The following is a 14510-nucleotide window of genomic DNA, read 5'->3' as shown; positions in this document are numbered from 1 at the left end:
CCTTCCGACGGTACGGGAATTCAGCGCTTGGCGGCGGCGCGATCCCGGATGCGATTGAGGGTCAGCCGCCACATGGCGGTGGCCAAGTCCACCGGGATGCGGGGTGTGGCGGAGGCCTTGGCGGCGGCCAGGCGGGTCTTGCGCAACAGGTCGGCGGGGGCCTTGTCCGGGTGGCCGGTGTCGTAGGGCGGGTGCGGGTCGTACTCGATGTACAGCTGGGTCATCTGCGCGACCTCATCGCCCGCGATCTGGCCGACCAGCCACAGGCCCAGATCGATCCCGGCGGAAACCCCTGCCGCGGTGACGATCTTGCCGCTGCGCACGATCCGGTCGTGCGGCCGCGATTCCGCGCCGAAGGCGGCCAGCGCGGGCTGGGCGGCCCAGTGCGTGGTGGCCGGATGGCCGCGCAGGATGTCGGCGGCGGCCAGGATCAACGCACCGCTGCAGACCGAGGTCGTCCACTGGGTCTTCGGGTGCACGGCCCGCAGCCATTCGATGAGTTCCTTATTGGCCATGGCCTCGGTCGTCGCCGCCTCCGACCCGCCCACCAGCACCAGGTCGGGCGCGGGCGTCTCGGCGAAGGTGTGGGTCGCGCCCAGGGCCAGCACGCCGCTGTCGGAGATGACCGGCCCGACTTCATTGGAGACGAAGCGCAATTCACTGTCCGGAATCCCGCGCAGCACCTCGTAGGGACCGATCGCGTCCAGCACGGTCATGCCGTTGTAGAGGACGATGGCGATCTGGAATGTCATGGGACACTCTCTCTTTCAGAACTTCGTGAACCGTGCGCGGTATTCGCCCGGCGGTATTCCCAAGTGACGGTGGAAGATTCGATAGAGGGTCTCGGGGCTGCCGAGTCCGACGGCGGCGGCGACCCGGTCCATGGGCTGGTCCGTGGTCTCCAGCATTCGCCGCGCCGCCGCGACCCGGACCTGTTCGACGTAACGGGCGGGGGTAGTGCCGGTCTCGGTCGCGAAGACGCGCGAGAAGTGCCGGGTGCTCATGCCCACCTGGGTCGCCAGCGCAGGCAGGGACAGATCGGATTCCAGATTCTCCTCCATCCAGACCTGCAGCGCCCGAAGCGAACTGCGCTTCGGCGGGTTGGCGGCCAGCGGAGCGCTGAACTGACTCTGTCCCCCGGGGCGGTGCAGATACACCACCATCCAGCGTGCCACCTCGCGCGCCAGTTCGGGACCGTGATCGGCGGCCACGATGGCCAGGGCCAGATCGATGCCCGCGGTGACGCCGGCCGAGGTCCACATGCGCCCGTCGCGCACATAGATGCGATCGGGTTCGGTGGTGATGGCCGGGAACTGCCGGGCCAGCAGTTCGCCGCCGGCCCAGTGCGTGGTGGCCCGGCAGCCGTCGAGCAGTCCGGCCCGGGCGAGCAGGAAGGTGCCCGAGCAGACCGAGCCCACCCGCGTCGCGTCCGCTGCCATGCGCTGGATCCCGGTGACGAGGCTGTGCTGCTCGGCAGCTGTCCAGACGGTCAGACCACCGACCACCAGCAGGGTGTCCACCGGACCATCCCAGGCGTCGAGCCCGTGGGTTGCCGTCACCTCGATGCCGCAGGCCGACCGCACCGGCCCGGCCGTGGCCGCGGCCACCTCGACCCGATACCCGGGATTCGCGCCCAGGGCGGCGGCACCGGCGAAGACGTCGGCCGGACCGGCCAGATCCGTCAACTGGAAACCGTCGAACACGACGATCAGCACCACCCGCATGCCTCCAGCCTGCGGCCCGCGCCCGATGGCGTCAATGACACGACTCTTGCAGATTCGGCCATCGGGCAGGTGGTCGGACGGTAGCGGTAAGCGCGCGCTTGCTGCGTTTGCTGAACTGATAGAAAGTCCGAGTGGCCCGACATCTTTTCCTGTGCCCCCTGCGCTGGTCCGATATGGACGCCGACGGGCATGTGCACAATGCCGCGCACCTGCGCTACCTGGAGGAATCCCGGATCGACCTGTTCTGGACGCGCGGTTTCGGCGGCTCGAACGTGGTCGCGCAGATGGATATCGACTACCTGACGCCGCTGCGCTATCGCGCCGAGCCGGTGCGGGTGGAGACCTGGGTGACGAAGGTCGGCAATTCCTCGTTCGCGCTGCAGCAGGAGATCCGCGACGAGGACGTGGTCTACTCGCAGGCCGTGTGCACCATGGTCGCCTTCGATCCGGAGACCCAGAAATCGCGCCCGCTGCCCGAGGACCAGCGTGTCCTGCTGAAGGATCTGGAAGCCTGATGCACACCTATGAGATCCAGCTGCGCCGCACCGATATCGACGCGCAGAACCATTTGAACAATGTGGTCTTCGCCCAGTTCCTGGACGAGGCCCGCGCGGATCTGCTCGACGGGCACGAATCCGGCGGCGCGCGTTGGCGAGTGGTGGTCGCGGGTCAGCGGCTCAGCTACCGGGTGCCGCTGATCTTCCGCACCGCGCCGGTCACCGTCACCTCCGTGGTGGAGCGCATCGGCACCACCTCGTTCACCCTCGCGCACGAGGTACGTGATCATGAAAACCTGTACCTGTCGGCCACTTCCACCCTCGTCGCCATCGAAGAGGGTGCGCCACGCCCGCTCACAGATAGCGAACGCATATATCTGATGACCTTGGCGGCCCCGCGCACGTAGAATTGCTGGCATCGCCTGGTCAGCGTTGCAAGGGGTACATCATGGCCAAGATGACCATTGTCGAGTTGCTCGACGTGTTCAAAGAGATGACGCTGCTGGAGCTTTCGGAGTTCCTCAAGGCGTTCGAGGAAGAGTTCGGCGTCACCGCCGCGGCGCCGGTCGCCGTCCAGACGGTGACCGATGCCGCCCCGGTCGAGACGGCCGACGAGCAGAGCGAATTCGACCTGGTGCTGGAATCCTTCGGAGACAAGAAGATTCAGGTCATCAAGGCCATGCGGGAGATCATCCCCGGCCTCGGTCTCAAGGAAGCCAAGGACCTCGTCGAAGCCGCCCCGAAAGCAGTCCTCGAAAAGGTAGACAAGGACGCCGCCGAAGCGGCCCGCATCAAACTCGAAGCCGCCGGAGCCAAGGCAGCTCTCCGCTGAGCGACCCTAACCCTCCTACGCCCGCTGCTGCCGGGCCAGCGATTCCCCTGGCAGCAACGCGGCGTAGATGGTGCTGTGCACGGGCGTCGGCACCCCCGCCGCCCGCCCGAACCGCACCACCGCCCCGTTCTGATACTCCAACTCCGACGGCCGACCGGCGGCGAGATCCCGCTGCATGGATGATGTTGTCTCGGAACTGAACCCGAGATACACGCCCATCATCTGCTCGACGTCGGACTCACCGAGCGCGATGCCGCGTGCCCGCGCCACGGCCGCTACCTCCCGCATGCCCGTGCGCACCAATTCGACCGTTTCCGGTTGGACACGGGTGACGCCGACCGGCTGTCGCGCAAGCGCGCCCACGCCGCCGTACGAGGCGATGAGCATCAGCTTGCGCCACAGGGTCGCTTGGATATCCGCCGATCGCGTGACTCCGATCCCGGCCTCCGACAGCGTCGCGGCAACGCTGTCGACCAGGTCCGGCGCGACGGCGGTGGCCAGCCGAGGTCGTGCGCCGGGCGCGGAGCGATGGCTGTCCGCCTCCGAATCCCGCACCAACGCTCCGATTTCCACGGTGGCATGCGCGCCCAGGCATCGCACGTGCCACGGTCCCACGCGCTGCGCGATCACCACACAGGTGCAGCCGAGAATGTGTTGTGCGCCCAGTTCCTCGGCCAGGTCGGCACCGGCCTCGACGCCGTTCTGCACCGGCAGTACCGCGGTGTGCGGCCCGATGATCGGCCGCAACATCGTCGCCACCTCGATCACCTGCCACGCTTTGACCGCCACCACGATCAGATCGGCCGGCTCGGCATCGGCCGGGATCGCTGCCACCGCGCGCACCCCGGGCACCGAAATCTCCACTCCCCCATGGTCGAGAACCAGAGGCTCGGCCGCCGCGGCCACCGTATCCGAGTGCCCGACCACCGTGACCCTATGCCCGGCTCGACTCAGCATGGCGGCGAAGTACAGCCCCATCCCACCCGCGCCGACAACCATGACGTTCATCGAATGACCCCCTCGCACATCGACTTCCGCACTCCGAGATCCACTATCCGATCAACGAAATGTTGAAGTCGATCATAGAACCGTCCCGGGGCGGCGGTCCACCATTCGCCGGGCCAGTGGCGCGAGGAACTCAGTCGTCGGTGTGAGGAACCGAGTCCTTCGCACGGTGCCGCGCGGCGGTTTCCAGGTAGGCGCTGAGTTCGGAGCGGAGGACCTTGTCGAGGGCCTGGTCGAGGGTGTCGCGGACGGAGCGGAGGCCGAGGTCTCGCATGTGGTTGAGCATTTCGGTGGTGGCGGCGATTTCGGGGTCGGTGTCGGGGAGCCAGCCGGGGCCGTGGTCGTCGACTATGCGGTCTTTGGCGGCTACCACCATGAGGCGGGCGATGTCCTCGAGGCGGCTCACCACGCCGGCGTAGAGGTCGATCAGTTCCGGGAGGCGGAAGCCGTAATTGCTGAGGGCCGCGAAGGTTTCGACCAGATCCGGACGGGTGAGCTCGGCGGTCTCGTCGTGCAGCCGGACCAGGCCGAGTTCCTCGAGACGGGCCAGTTGCGCGCCGTCGAGCTGGTGGTCCTCACCCTCGCCGAAGAAGGTGTCGAGGAGTTCGCGTGGAATCTCCACCGGCTCTTCGGGTTTGCCCCAGGTGGCGGTGACGGCGCTCTGCAGGCCGAGGATTTCGGTGAGGTCCTTGCCGGTTTCCCAGCTGGTGATGAAGTCGGCGATGTGGGCGATGGTGAAGCCGCGCTGCAGCAGGGCGTCGATGATCCGCAGGCGCGCCAGATGCGTCTCGTCGTAGATGAGGGCCCGCCCGCTGCGCCGGGTCGGCGTGGGGAGCAGGCCCTTCTCCTGATACGCCCGCACATTGCGGGTGGTGGTGCCGGCGGCCTGGGCGAGATCGTCGATGCGGTACTCCGCCATCCGTGTCGCACCCACCCTTTCCGCCGGCCACCCGAGCATGGAATCAATCACCGCCGGTCACGACATTAGCGCAGGTGGAAGTCGTCCAAGCGCACCGTGGCCAGCTGCCGGGCGTACTGGGTGCCGAAACCGGGGTACATGGTGGCGTTGAAGCCGTCCTCGGTCAGGTACCAGCTGCGGCAACCGGAGTTCCAGGTGGTGGCGGTCAACCGGCGTTGCAGGCGGCGGTTGTAGCGGTCCTGGCGATCCTGCCTGGGTTCCAGCGCGACGCCGCGATCCAGCGCGATCTTGATGGCATCGGTGAGGTACTCGATCTGGGCCTCCATGTACACCAGCGCCGAATTGTGGCCCGGCCCGGAGTTCGGCCCGAAGGTGAGGAACAGATTGGGATACCCCGCCACCGTGACACTCTTGAACGCGTAAGCGCCGCCGCGCCATTCGTCGGCGAGCACCCGACCGTCGCGGCCGGTCACCGGAATCGGCGTGCCCTGCTTGGACACCTCGAACCCGGTCGCGAAGACAATGCAGTCGACCTGATGCTCGATGCCCTCCGCGGTTCGGATGCCCCCCGCCGAGATCCCCGCGATGGGCCAGGTGATGAGCTTGCAGTTCTCCCGCTGCAACGCCGGGTAGTACTCGCTGCTCATCAGCAGCCGCTTGCAGCCCGCCCGGAAATCCGGGGTGAGCTGCCGCCGCAGCCACGGATCGCGCACCTGGGACCGCAAGTGCAGCAGCGCCACCGACTCGACCACCCGGGTCAGCGGCGTATTCCACACCACGCCCAGCGCCACCGACTCGTGTCCCCAGAACCAGGCCTCGCGCGCCAGCGACTGCGTGACCGGCAGCTGCCGGTACACCTGCTTGGTGAGCCCGTTGGTGCGCCGGTTCACCCGCGGCAGCACCCAGCCCGGCGTGCGTTGGAAGACCTTCACCGACGCGGCCTGCTTCACCAGTTCCGGAATGATCTGCACCGCACTGGCTCCGGTGCCGACCACGGCCACCTTCTTGCCGGTGAAGTCGTAGTCGTGATCCCAGCGGGCACTGTGGATCTTGTGCCCCTCGTAGTCGTCGATCCCGGCGATGTTCGGGAACCCGGCATTGGCCAGCGGCCCGGAGGCCAGAATCACATTGCGCGCCCGCACCTTTCGCCGTCCGTCGGTGAACGACAGGATCCACAGCGCGGCCTCCTCGTCGTACACCATCCCGGTGACGTTGTGCCCGAACCGGATATACGGCCGGATCCCGAACTCCTCCACCATGGAGTCGATGTATCCGAGGATTTCGCCACTACCGGAATAGGTCTGGGACCAGTTCGGGTTGGGCGCGAAACTGTAGGAGTACAGCCGCGACGGAATATCGCACGCCGCACCGGGATAGGTGTTGTCCCGCCAGGTGCCGCCCACCCGCTCACCGCGCTCGAAGATCGCGAAATCGCCGATCCCCTTCTGCCGCAGTCGAATGGCCGCGCCGATCCCCGCGAATCCGGCTCCGATGATCGCCACGTCCAGTGGCTTGCTCCCCGCGCTCATGCGACCGGCTCGTAGGTGAGTTCCTTGGACCAGCTCGGCTGCTGCGGCAGCAGCCGGTCCGGAATCGCCCCGGTCAGCTTGACCATGGCGTCCGCGAACAGGTGATACGGATGCTCGCGGTTGATGACCCACCCCGCGTGCATCTTCACGATCCGGTACATGGGCACCCGATTGGCGATCGGCGCGCGCTCCCCGACCTGCTTGAACCGGGCCATGGCGGCGTAGAGCTTCTCCTCGTTCACGCCCATCTCGACAATGTTGTCCCGCATCTTGTTCAGCAGCGGCACATAGCTGAGCACGCCGATCATCAGCGACGGCTTGACCCACCCGCCGACCAGATCGATGGCGAGTTTGCGCACGCTCGAATGCCCGAGCAGCTCCATGACCGCGTAATCGGTGGCCAGATGCCGGGATTCGTCATTGTTGATCTTCTTGAAGACCTCCTGCGCGACCGGATCGGGCACCTCGTCGGTGATGAACTTGATCAGCGCGCCGTCCAGCGCCACCTCGAGCATGGGGATGACCGTGCCCAGGAACGACAGCGACATGCCGTCGGAGTACTTGTCCAGGAAGTCGATCACCAGCTTGACATTGATATTGGGCTCGGGGATCTCGTCCCCGTCGAGCATGCCCCAGCGCCGCATGAGCGCCAGTTCGGCATTGGCGTGCCGCTGCTCCTCGGCGTGGAAGTAGCGGTAGATCTCGGCCAGAGTCTGGGTCGGGGCCTTCTTGGCCATGGCGGCGAACCCGCGCGCACCGACGTTCTCGATCCACATGAGGTCGGCCATGAACGGCTTGAGTTTGGCGTGCAACTCGGGGTCGATGAGCTCGGCTCCCGGTGCGCCCCAGTCGATATCGGCCAGCGCCCACTGCTTGGACTTGATCTTGGTCAGCATGTTGTCGAAGTCGAAAGACATGTCAGACTCCTGTCTTCTGGATGGTGTTGTCGGGCGTCGCCGAATCTTCTTGCGGCAGGACTCGGTTCAGGACGCCGAGGGCTTGGGTGTAGAGCGCGGGAAAGTGCCGCTTGAGATGCCAGACCACCCGCGCGTCCAGCTGCGGCAGTACGTACAGCCCGCCCCGGTCGTGCGCGTCGAGGGTCATGCGGGCCACGCGATCGGGCGAGAACCCGGACAGCCGCATGAGCCCGTCTGCCAGCCGCGAGGAACCCGACGTGATCCGCCCGTCCGCAACCACATTGGTCTTCACGAAGGTCGGGCACAGCGCCGTGACGGCCACCCCGCTGCCCGCCAGCTCGGCGGCCATGGTCTCCGACAGCGACACCACCGCGGCCTTGGACACGTTGTACGCGGCCATCCCCGGCGCGGCGGCGAATCCGGCCGCCGAGGCCACATTGATGATCCCGCCGCGCCCGGCGGCCCGCAGTCGCGGCGCGAAGATCTCGCACCCGTAGACCACGCCCCACAGGTTGATCCCCAGCGCCCATTCCCAGTCCTGGAACCCGATGTCCCCCACCGGCTTCCCGCCGATGCCCACACCGGCGTTATTGATCACCAGCGTCGGCGCACCGCCGAACAGCAGTTCCGCATGCAGGGCGAGGCTCTCGACATCCTCACGCCGAGACACGTCGCAGAAGATCGCATGCGCCGTGCGCCCGTACCGCTGCTCGATCATCCGCACGGTCTCGTCGGCGCGGTCCTTGTCGATATCCGCGCACACCACTTCGCCGCCGCGCGCGGCGATTTCGAACGCGAAGGCCCGCCCGATCCCGCTGCCCGCACCGGTCACCACGGCCTTGGCGGCATGAGAGCGGCGTTTGCCGCCCAACGCGAAGACCACTTCGTCGATCGGCCACATCTCAACTCACCCGCTCTCGAACCGGCGAGTCCGACTGCGCCAGTGTGGAAGTCACGAATCGCGCGGTACGCCGCAGCGCGGCCGCCGCCTCGGGCACCAGCAGCGGCAGTGCCTGGAAGACGTGGATGCGCCCCGGCCACAGCTCGAGCTCACACGCAACCCCGGCCGCCGCGGCCATATCCCGCAGGTGCCGCGCATCGTCGGCGAGCATCTCCCCCGCACTGGCCTGCACGAACAGCGGCGGCAGCGAGATATTCGCCGGAATCCGCAACCGCAGCCGCGGCGAATCCTCGGGTTCCGCGGCGGTATACAGCTCGATGAGCCGCCGCCCCACCCACGCGGGCGCCATCGGATCGGGCAGCACCCGGTCCCGCCGCTCGGCCAGCGTCAGCGTCGGATCCATGAGCGGCGAGAACATGAACGCCCCGGCGGGCTGCGCCACCCCGTTGATCGCGTTCTGCAGCAACAGATCCAGCGTCAGATGGCATCCCGCCGAATCCCCGCCGATCACCAGATCCCGTGCCCGATAACCATGTTCGAGCAGCCACCGGTACCCCGCGGCCGCGTCCTCGGCGGCCGCCGGAAAGGGATGCTCGGGCGCGAGCCGATAGTCGACCACGAACACCGGCAGCCCGGTCGCCTTCGACAGCCGCGAGGCCAGACCCCGATGCGTGCGCGCCGAGCACACCACATACCCGCTGCCGTGCAGGTAGTAGATGGCCCGATCGCCGTGCCGCACCCCGGCCGCGCGCACCCATTCGCCGCGCACCCCGCCCGACCGCACCGGCATGACCGAGGTTCCCGGCAGCGTCGGCCCGAAGGCCGCCATGATTCCGGCGATGAGCCCGCGCCCGGCCTCGATCCCGACCCGATTGTTCGGCAACAACCCATTGACCTGCCGCAATCCCACCACCGACGCCGCGGCCGCGATTCGCGTACGCGCCGCGGCCCGGGTGGGAACCGCTTCGGACGGGAAGGTCGCCATTGACCTTGTCTTCATGCCCTCAGCATCGCCAGCCAATGTGCCAGTTGTCAATGGCACATTTATAACGACCTAGGAAGACTTCATTTCGAAGCGGGTGAGCCGGGTCACACACGATGGCCATGACCTGGTATTTTTCGGGCCATGACGGTCGATTGGGTGTCGACGGGTGGCGAGGCGGGCAGTGCGCGGACGAAACCGCTGGCCTGGTTGCGGGCTCCGGTGGAGCCCGCCGCGGACAACGGATTCTTCGGGCCGGGATCGGTGACCTGGAAGGTGTGGGGATATCCGACCGGGCTGTCGGTGGGATTCCAGCGGGCGGTGGTGATCGAGGAGCTGGATCCGTTCCTGGTCGCCTCGGTGCAGCACACCGGAAAGGTGTACAGCCAGGCCAGAACTCGCTACGACCACACCCTCGCATACTTCTCGACGGTGCTGTTCGGCGACACCGAGACCGCGACCAAGGCGTCGGCGGTGCTCATGAAGATCCACGCCAAGACCGGCGTGGGCACCGAGCCGGTCTCGGGATTGACCTACGACGCCAACGATCCCGACTCACAGCTGTGGATCCACCTCACCGCCTGGCATTCAATCCTCTATGTCTACGAGCAGTTCGGTCCCGGACCGCTCTCCGACGCCGAGGAACACCAGTACTGGAACGAGTGCGCGATCGCCGCGGAACTGCAGACCTGCGATCCGGCCAAGGTGCCGCGCACCCGCGAGGGCATTCGCACCTACTTCGAGGACATCCGGCCGCGGCTGGCCGCCAGCGAGGTCACCCAGCAGATGATGGATCACCTGCTCAATTCGCGGGTCATGTATCCGCCACTGCTGGGCAAGCTCGGCCCGTTCGCCTGGGTGGCCAACAAGTTCCTGCGCATGGCCACCATCGCGACGCTGCCGCACTGGCAGCGCGACCTGGCGGCCATTCGTCAGTCCCGGCTGTCCGATCTGGCCGTCCGGCTACTGGCCAAGCCCGTCTTCTGGATTCTCTCCAAGAGCGGGCGACTCCAATTGACCCTGCTGGCTTGGCTTTCGCCGTCGACGGCCCCGATCGCCGCGCCATTCCTGCGCGGGGTGCCGGCGCGCGAGAATCGGACCCTCACGCCGGCGGAGGCGTTCAGCCGATGGAACGTGAAGACCCCGGCCGAGTTGTACGCCGGGTTGCATCGGCCCGCGGAATAGGGTCGGCCTGAGCCCGGGAGCGCCGCGGCGCATCGCCGAGTACCGACAGAACGGTGAGTGGATTACGGGAGAAGTTGATGAAAGCCATGACAGCCCTCCTTCAATGGTCGGGCCGGCTCACCGTGCTACAGAACAGCGGCTCCGCAACGGTTGGCCGGGGAAAATGAGAGGTCGTGAATCGGTCTCGGACACGGACAGTCGCCGTGATTCATTAGTCCCTCACCTCCTCGCATCGCCGTGACACCGATTACAAGTGCCGCGATCGTGCGGCACAGATCGGCCATTATTACCCAGAATCGACCGACCAGTCAAATTCTGTTCACTTTCCGTTCACCTTGATGCGCTGCTGAGCGCGGCGTGCAGACCCACCGCGTCGGCCAGGCGACGGTGGGATTCGAGGCGGGCGGCGCGGTCGTAGGTGCTGGTGTGGACCAGGAATTCGTCGGCGTCGGTGCGGCGGACGAGGCGGTCGAGCTCGGTGAGGACCTCGGCTTCGGTGCCGTGGATGTGGCCGCGCAGGGCGTCGGTGAACAGCTCGCGCTGGCGGTCGGTCATGGGTTGGCGCTCGATCACCTCGGGTGGGAGCAAGGGCGGGAACTCGCCGCGGGTGCGGGACCAGGCCGATGACCAGGCCTCGGGGAGCAGCAGCCGATGCGCCTGCTCGGTGGTGTCGGCGATGACGACCGAACCCGACACGACGACATAAGGGGTGTCGCGGCCGGGGCCCGGACGGAACTCGGCGCGGTACTTCTCGATCGACTCGACCATGGCGTCCTCCCCCGCGGCGGCCGCGATGACCAGCGGCAGCCCGAATCGCGCGGCGCGTTCCGCGCCCGAGCCGATGGCGAGCAGGAACGCGGGCACGCGCAGTCCCTCAGCGGGCCAGGCGTGCACCCCCTGCCTGCCGTCGGTGAAATAGTCCAGCAGCTCGGTCAATTGGGCGTCGAAGTCCTCGGCGTCGCGCTTGTCGTGGCCGAGGGCGCGGCGCACGCCGCCGGTGAAGCCGACCGAACGGCCCAGGCCCATATCGATGCGGCCCGGGTACAGCGATTCCAGGACGCCGAACTGTTCGGCGACGACCAGCGGCTGATGATTGGGCAGCATGACGCCGCCGGTGCCGACCCGGATGCGGGAGGTGGCCGCGGCGATGGCGGCGGCCAGCACGGTCGGGGCGGATCCGGCGACGCCGGGCACGCTGTGGTGCTCGGAGACCCAGAAGCGGTGGTAGCCCCATGCCTCGGCCAAGCGGGCGAATTCGACGGTCTCGCGCAGCGCCTCCGGGTGCGGCTGGTCCTGGCGGACCCGGGAGCGGTCCAGGATCGAGAAGCGAATCGCCTGCAATGCCGGAGTCATGCACAGTGCCAACGCGGGCGCCGGGGTTTGATTCCGGGTGGGCGATTCAGGTCACAGGCGCGGGCAGAAAGCCGGTCTCGATGTAGTAGTCGACATAGCGGGCGAGGATCGCGCAATCGACTCCGGGACAGGCGGATTCGGGGTCGCCGGGGGTCACGCCGGTCACCTCGGCGGAGTAGTTGATGCTGAGCGCGGCCGCGCGGATCAGCAGTTCGTCGGCTCCGGGCCGTTCGGCCGCGCGCAGCAGGGTCGCGGCGAAGTCCTGCGGATCGGCGAGGTCGAGGCGGTAGCGGCGGCGCAGGATCTCGTCCCGGATGGATTTCAGGGAGACCGTCCGGCGGGGTAGCAGGGCGTGCGACCCGGAGTGGCCCACACCGCGCACGACGGCCGCGGCCACCTGGTCGACGGGGAGCATGGCGACCTCGCCGTCGGGGAGATCGGGGGCCAGGCCCAGGACCAGCATGGCGCGCAGCATGGTCCACCAGGCGTCGTCGGTGCCGGCCGCGCCCGTGACGGAATCGCCGGTGATCAGGCCGGGGCGGTGGATGCGGACGGGGAGGCCGCGGTCGGCGGCGGTCCGGACGAGTTGTTCGGCAACCCATTTCGTGAGGACGTAGCCGGGCAGGTGGTCCGGCGGCGGGCCGTCGGGGACCGAGGCGGTGGAGATGTAGTGGATCGGGGTCAGGGGGCCGGTGGTGGCCATGCGCAGGACTTCCCGGGTGCCGGTGACGTTCGCGGCGCGCATGCGGGCGTAGGGCTCGAGGTGGTTGACCTGCGCGCCGTTGTGGTAGATCGCGTCGACCCGGTGGGCGAGTTCGGTGAAGCGTTCGGGGGTGAGACCCAGGTCGGGACTGGCGAGATCGCCTGGGACAGGCACGATTCGGTCGCCGTACTCGGAGAGGTCGAGCCGGTATCGGGTGGCGGTGTCCAGGATGCGCTGCCGGGCCGTGGATTCGTCGGCGGCCCGGGTCAGGCAGTGGACGGTGGCGGCGGTGCCTTCGAGCAGTTCGCGCAGGAGGAAGATGCCCAGGAAACCCGTTGCGCCGGTGAGGAGTACGGCGGCGGCCGGGCCCTTTCGCCGCTCACGTCCGGCCGCGGTGATCTCCGGCTCCAGGACCGCGTCGGCCAGCGGGTCGGGTCCGGTGCTCGCGGTGACCTCCGATCGGAGCGCGGCGGCCAAGTCCGCCACCCGGGAGTGGTCGAACAGGTGGCGCAGCGGCACCGGGATGGCGAGCCGCTCGGCCAGGGCGGCCCGAACTCGAATGGCGGACAGGGAGTTTCCGCCCAGGGCGAAGAAGTCGTCCTCGCGGCCGATCCGGTCGATGCCGAGTTCGGAGCCGAAGACGTCGGCGACGATCTGTTCGTCCGGCGTCGCGGGGGCGTGGTATTCGCGCACCGGCAGTTCGGGATCGGGCAGTGCGGCGCGGTCGAGCTTGCCCGTCGATCCCAGGGGGAAGCTGTCGAGCAGGGTCAGGTGCGCGGGAATCATGTAGCTCGGCAGCCGCTTTCGGGCAGTGTCGAGGACTTCGGTGAGATCCGGAGTGGTGCCCGCGGTCGCCCGCAGGTAGCCCACCAGGCGTTGCCGCCGGATCTCGACAACCGCCTCCGCGACGGCCGGGTGCGCGCGCAGCGCGGCCTCTACCTCGCCGGGCTCGATGCGCTGGCCGCGCAGCTTGAGCTGGAAGTCGGTGCGGCCCAGGTATTCCACGCCCCCGTCGCGCAGTCGCCGCACCAGGTCGCCGGTGCGGTACATGCGCGCGCCGGCGGGTCCGAAGGGGTCGGCGAGGAAGCGGTCCGCCGTGCGGGCGGGCTGGCCCAGGTAGCCGCGGGCCAGTTGCGCGCCCGCGACGTACAGCTCGCCGGGTGTGCCGGGCGGCACCGGGTGCAGGCGGGCATCGAGGATGTAGGCGCGGGAATTCCCGTGCGGCGCACCGATGGACACCGGATTGTCGCCCAGGTCGGTGACCTCGGTGCCGGTGACGGAGATGGTCGCCTCGGTGGGCCCGTACAGGTTGTGCAGCCGGGCCGGGCTCGCGGCGGTGAAGCGGGCGATCAGCTCGGCGGGCAGGGCCTCGCCGCCGACCCACACGACTCGCAGTGCGGAGAGGGCTTGGTCCGGAGCGTGTTCCAGGAGCGCGCGCAGCAGGGACGGCACGGCGAGGAAGCAGGTCACCCGGTGCCGGGCGATGGCATCGGCCAGGTATTCGGGATCGGTGCGCCCCGCGGCGGTCGGGATCACCAGGTGCCCGCCGACGGCGAGCGGGATGGTGTAGCCGATGAGGGAGGCGTCGAAGCTGGTAGGCACCAGCTGGAGATAGGTGTCGCGCTCGGTCAGTTCGTATTCGGCGGTGAGGAAGGCGATGTGGTTGGCGATGGCCGCGTGCGGGATGCCGACGCCCTTGGGGCGGCCGGTGGAACCGGACGTGAAGATGACGTAGGCGAGATCCTGGTCGCGGAGCGGGCGGAGACGATCGGCATCCTCCACTGGCTCGGACGAGAATGCTTGCAGGTCATCAGAATTCACCAGTTCATCGGTGACCACGCAGACGGGGTCGGCGGTGGCCATCAGATCCGCCACCCGGTCGGCGGGCAGGCCGGGATCGATCGGCACGTACGCGCCGCCGGCCTGCACGATGGCGTACAGACCGACCGCCAGATCGGGGCCG

Annotated in this window: 14 protein-coding genes; 4 read left to right on the top strand and 10 right to left on the bottom strand. The window is 68.1% G+C overall.

What is annotated here, in order from left to right; translation table 11 throughout:
- Positions 1-20: 20 nt before the first annotated feature.
- Both ACAM49_RS19030 and ACAM49_RS19025 read right to left on the bottom strand, forming a co-directional pair.
- Positions 21-752, bottom strand: coding sequence for a DJ-1/PfpI family protein (locus ACAM49_RS19030; protein ID WP_369636873.1), 732 nt, complete (start codon positions 750-752; stop codon positions 21-23).
- A 15-nt stretch (positions 753-767) separates the two neighbouring features.
- Complete coding sequence (locus ACAM49_RS19025) at positions 768-1724, bottom strand: GlxA family transcriptional regulator (protein ID WP_369636872.1); 957 nt, start codon at positions 1722-1724, stop codon at positions 768-770.
- A gap of 131 nt (positions 1725-1855) precedes the next feature.
- Here ACAM49_RS19025 and ACAM49_RS19020 point away from each other — a divergent pair, with 131 nt between their 5' ends.
- Genes ACAM49_RS19020 through rplL form a run of 3 tightly spaced genes read left to right on the top strand, consistent with a single transcriptional unit; the run spans position 1856 to position 3053 of the window.
- Positions 1856-2239: an acyl-CoA thioesterase gene (locus tag ACAM49_RS19020; RefSeq protein ID WP_369636871.1), complete on the top strand. Its 384-nt coding sequence runs from the start codon at positions 1856-1858 to the stop codon at positions 2237-2239.
- Complete coding sequence (locus ACAM49_RS19015; protein ID WP_369636870.1) at positions 2239-2628, top strand: acyl-CoA thioesterase; 390 nt, start codon at positions 2239-2241, stop codon at positions 2626-2628. The genes ACAM49_RS19020 and ACAM49_RS19015 overlap by 1 nt, the downstream gene beginning before the upstream one ends.
- 41 nt (positions 2629-2669) lie before the next feature.
- Entirely contained in the window at positions 2670-3053 is a 384-nt protein-coding gene (gene rplL / locus ACAM49_RS19010) for a 50S ribosomal protein L7/L12 (protein ID WP_369636869.1), read from the top strand.
- A 15-nt stretch (positions 3054-3068) separates the two neighbouring features.
- On the opposite strand, the gene ACAM49_RS19005 is transcribed toward rplL, so the two are convergent.
- The 6 genes from ACAM49_RS19005 to ACAM49_RS18980 form a co-directional block, all read right to left on the bottom strand.
- Positions 3069-4061 carry a ketopantoate reductase family protein gene (locus ACAM49_RS19005; RefSeq protein ID WP_369636868.1) on the bottom strand — a complete coding sequence of 331 codons (993 nt, stop codon included), beginning with the start codon at positions 4059-4061 and terminating at the stop codon, positions 3069-3071.
- Between the two features lie 130 nt (positions 4062-4191).
- Complete coding sequence (locus tag ACAM49_RS19000; RefSeq protein ID WP_369636867.1) at positions 4192-4977, bottom strand: MerR family transcriptional regulator; 786 nt, start codon at positions 4975-4977, stop codon at positions 4192-4194.
- Between the two features lie 65 nt (positions 4978-5042).
- The gene (locus tag ACAM49_RS18995) at positions 5043-6506 is read right to left on the bottom strand and encodes a flavin-containing monooxygenase (protein ID WP_369636866.1); all 1464 of its coding nucleotides are present in this window, start codon (positions 6504-6506) and stop codon (positions 5043-5045) included.
- Entirely contained in the window at positions 6503-7423 is a 921-nt protein-coding gene (locus ACAM49_RS18990; protein ID WP_369636865.1) for a ferritin-like domain-containing protein, read from the bottom strand. The genes ACAM49_RS18995 and ACAM49_RS18990 overlap by 4 nt, the downstream gene beginning before the upstream one ends.
- A 1-nt stretch (position 7424) precedes the next feature.
- A complete protein-coding gene (locus ACAM49_RS18985; RefSeq protein WP_369636864.1) occupies positions 7425-8324 on the bottom strand; it encodes an SDR family NAD(P)-dependent oxidoreductase in 900 nt (299 codons plus the stop codon).
- Between the two features lies 1 nt (position 8325).
- A complete protein-coding gene (locus tag ACAM49_RS18980; protein ID WP_369636863.1) occupies positions 8326-9324 on the bottom strand; it encodes an alpha/beta hydrolase fold domain-containing protein in 999 nt (332 codons plus the stop codon).
- A 126-nt stretch (positions 9325-9450) separates the two neighbouring features.
- On the opposite strand from ACAM49_RS18980, the gene ACAM49_RS18975 reads away from it, so the two are divergent.
- Positions 9451-10491 carry an oxygenase MpaB family protein gene (locus ACAM49_RS18975; protein ID WP_369636862.1) on the top strand — a complete coding sequence of 347 codons (1041 nt, stop codon included), beginning with the start codon at positions 9451-9453 and terminating at the stop codon, positions 10489-10491.
- A gap of 330 nt (positions 10492-10821) precedes the next feature.
- On the opposite strand, the gene ACAM49_RS18970 is transcribed toward ACAM49_RS18975, so the two are convergent.
- Both ACAM49_RS18970 and ACAM49_RS18965 read right to left on the bottom strand, forming a co-directional pair.
- Positions 10822-11844, bottom strand: a complete 1023-nt coding sequence (locus ACAM49_RS18970) for an LLM class flavin-dependent oxidoreductase (protein WP_369636861.1) — start codon at positions 11842-11844, stop codon at positions 10822-10824.
- 46 nt (positions 11845-11890) lie between these two features.
- On the bottom strand, positions 11891-14510 hold a 2620-nt coding region (locus ACAM49_RS18965; RefSeq protein WP_369636860.1), incomplete at its 5' end, for an amino acid adenylation domain-containing protein.

It is taken from the genome of Nocardia sp. JMUB6875 (genome assembly GCF_041154655.1).
In the GTDB taxonomy this organism is placed as follows: Bacteria; Actinomycetota; Actinomycetes; order Mycobacteriales; family Mycobacteriaceae; genus Nocardia.
Note: the sequence above shows the minus strand (reverse complement) of the source record. Positions and strands in the feature narration are given on the sequence as shown.

Bases quoted from the DNA above. Each gene is read 5' to 3' on its own strand.
- ACAM49_RS19025 (WP_369636872.1), bottom strand. From the start codon at position 1,724: ATGCGGGTGGTGCTGATCGTCGTGTTCGACGGTTTCCAGTTGACGGAT.
- ACAM49_RS19015 (WP_369636870.1), top strand. From the start codon at position 2,239: ATGCACACCTATGAGATCCAGCTGCGCCGCACCGATATCGACGCGCAG.
- ACAM49_RS18975 (WP_369636862.1), top strand. From the start codon at position 9,451: ATGACGGTCGATTGGGTGTCGACGGGTGGCGAGGCGGGCAGTGCGCGG.
- ACAM49_RS18980 (WP_369636863.1), bottom strand. From the start codon at position 9,324: ATGAAGACAAGGTCAATGGCGACCTTCCCGTCCGAAGCGGTTCCCACC.
- ACAM49_RS18970 (WP_369636861.1), bottom strand. From the start codon at position 11,844: ATGACTCCGGCATTGCAGGCGATTCGCTTCTCGATCCTGGACCGCTCC.
- rplL (WP_369636869.1), top strand. From the start codon at position 2,670: ATGGCCAAGATGACCATTGTCGAGTTGCTCGACGTGTTCAAAGAGATG.
- ACAM49_RS18990 (WP_369636865.1), bottom strand. From the start codon at position 7,423: ATGTCTTTCGACTTCGACAACATGCTGACCAAGATCAAGTCCAAGCAG.
- ACAM49_RS18985 (WP_369636864.1), bottom strand. From the start codon at position 8,324: ATGTGGCCGATCGACGAAGTGGTCTTCGCGTTGGGCGGCAAACGCCGC.
- ACAM49_RS18995 (WP_369636866.1), bottom strand. From the start codon at position 6,506: ATGAGCGCGGGGAGCAAGCCACTGGACGTGGCGATCATCGGAGCCGGA.
- ACAM49_RS19005 (WP_369636868.1), bottom strand. From the start codon at position 4,061: ATGAACGTCATGGTTGTCGGCGCGGGTGGGATGGGGCTGTACTTCGCC.
- ACAM49_RS19000 (WP_369636867.1), bottom strand. From the start codon at position 4,977: ATGGCGGAGTACCGCATCGACGATCTCGCCCAGGCCGCCGGCACCACC.
- ACAM49_RS19030 (WP_369636873.1), bottom strand. From the start codon at position 752: ATGACATTCCAGATCGCCATCGTCCTCTACAACGGCATGACCGTGCTG.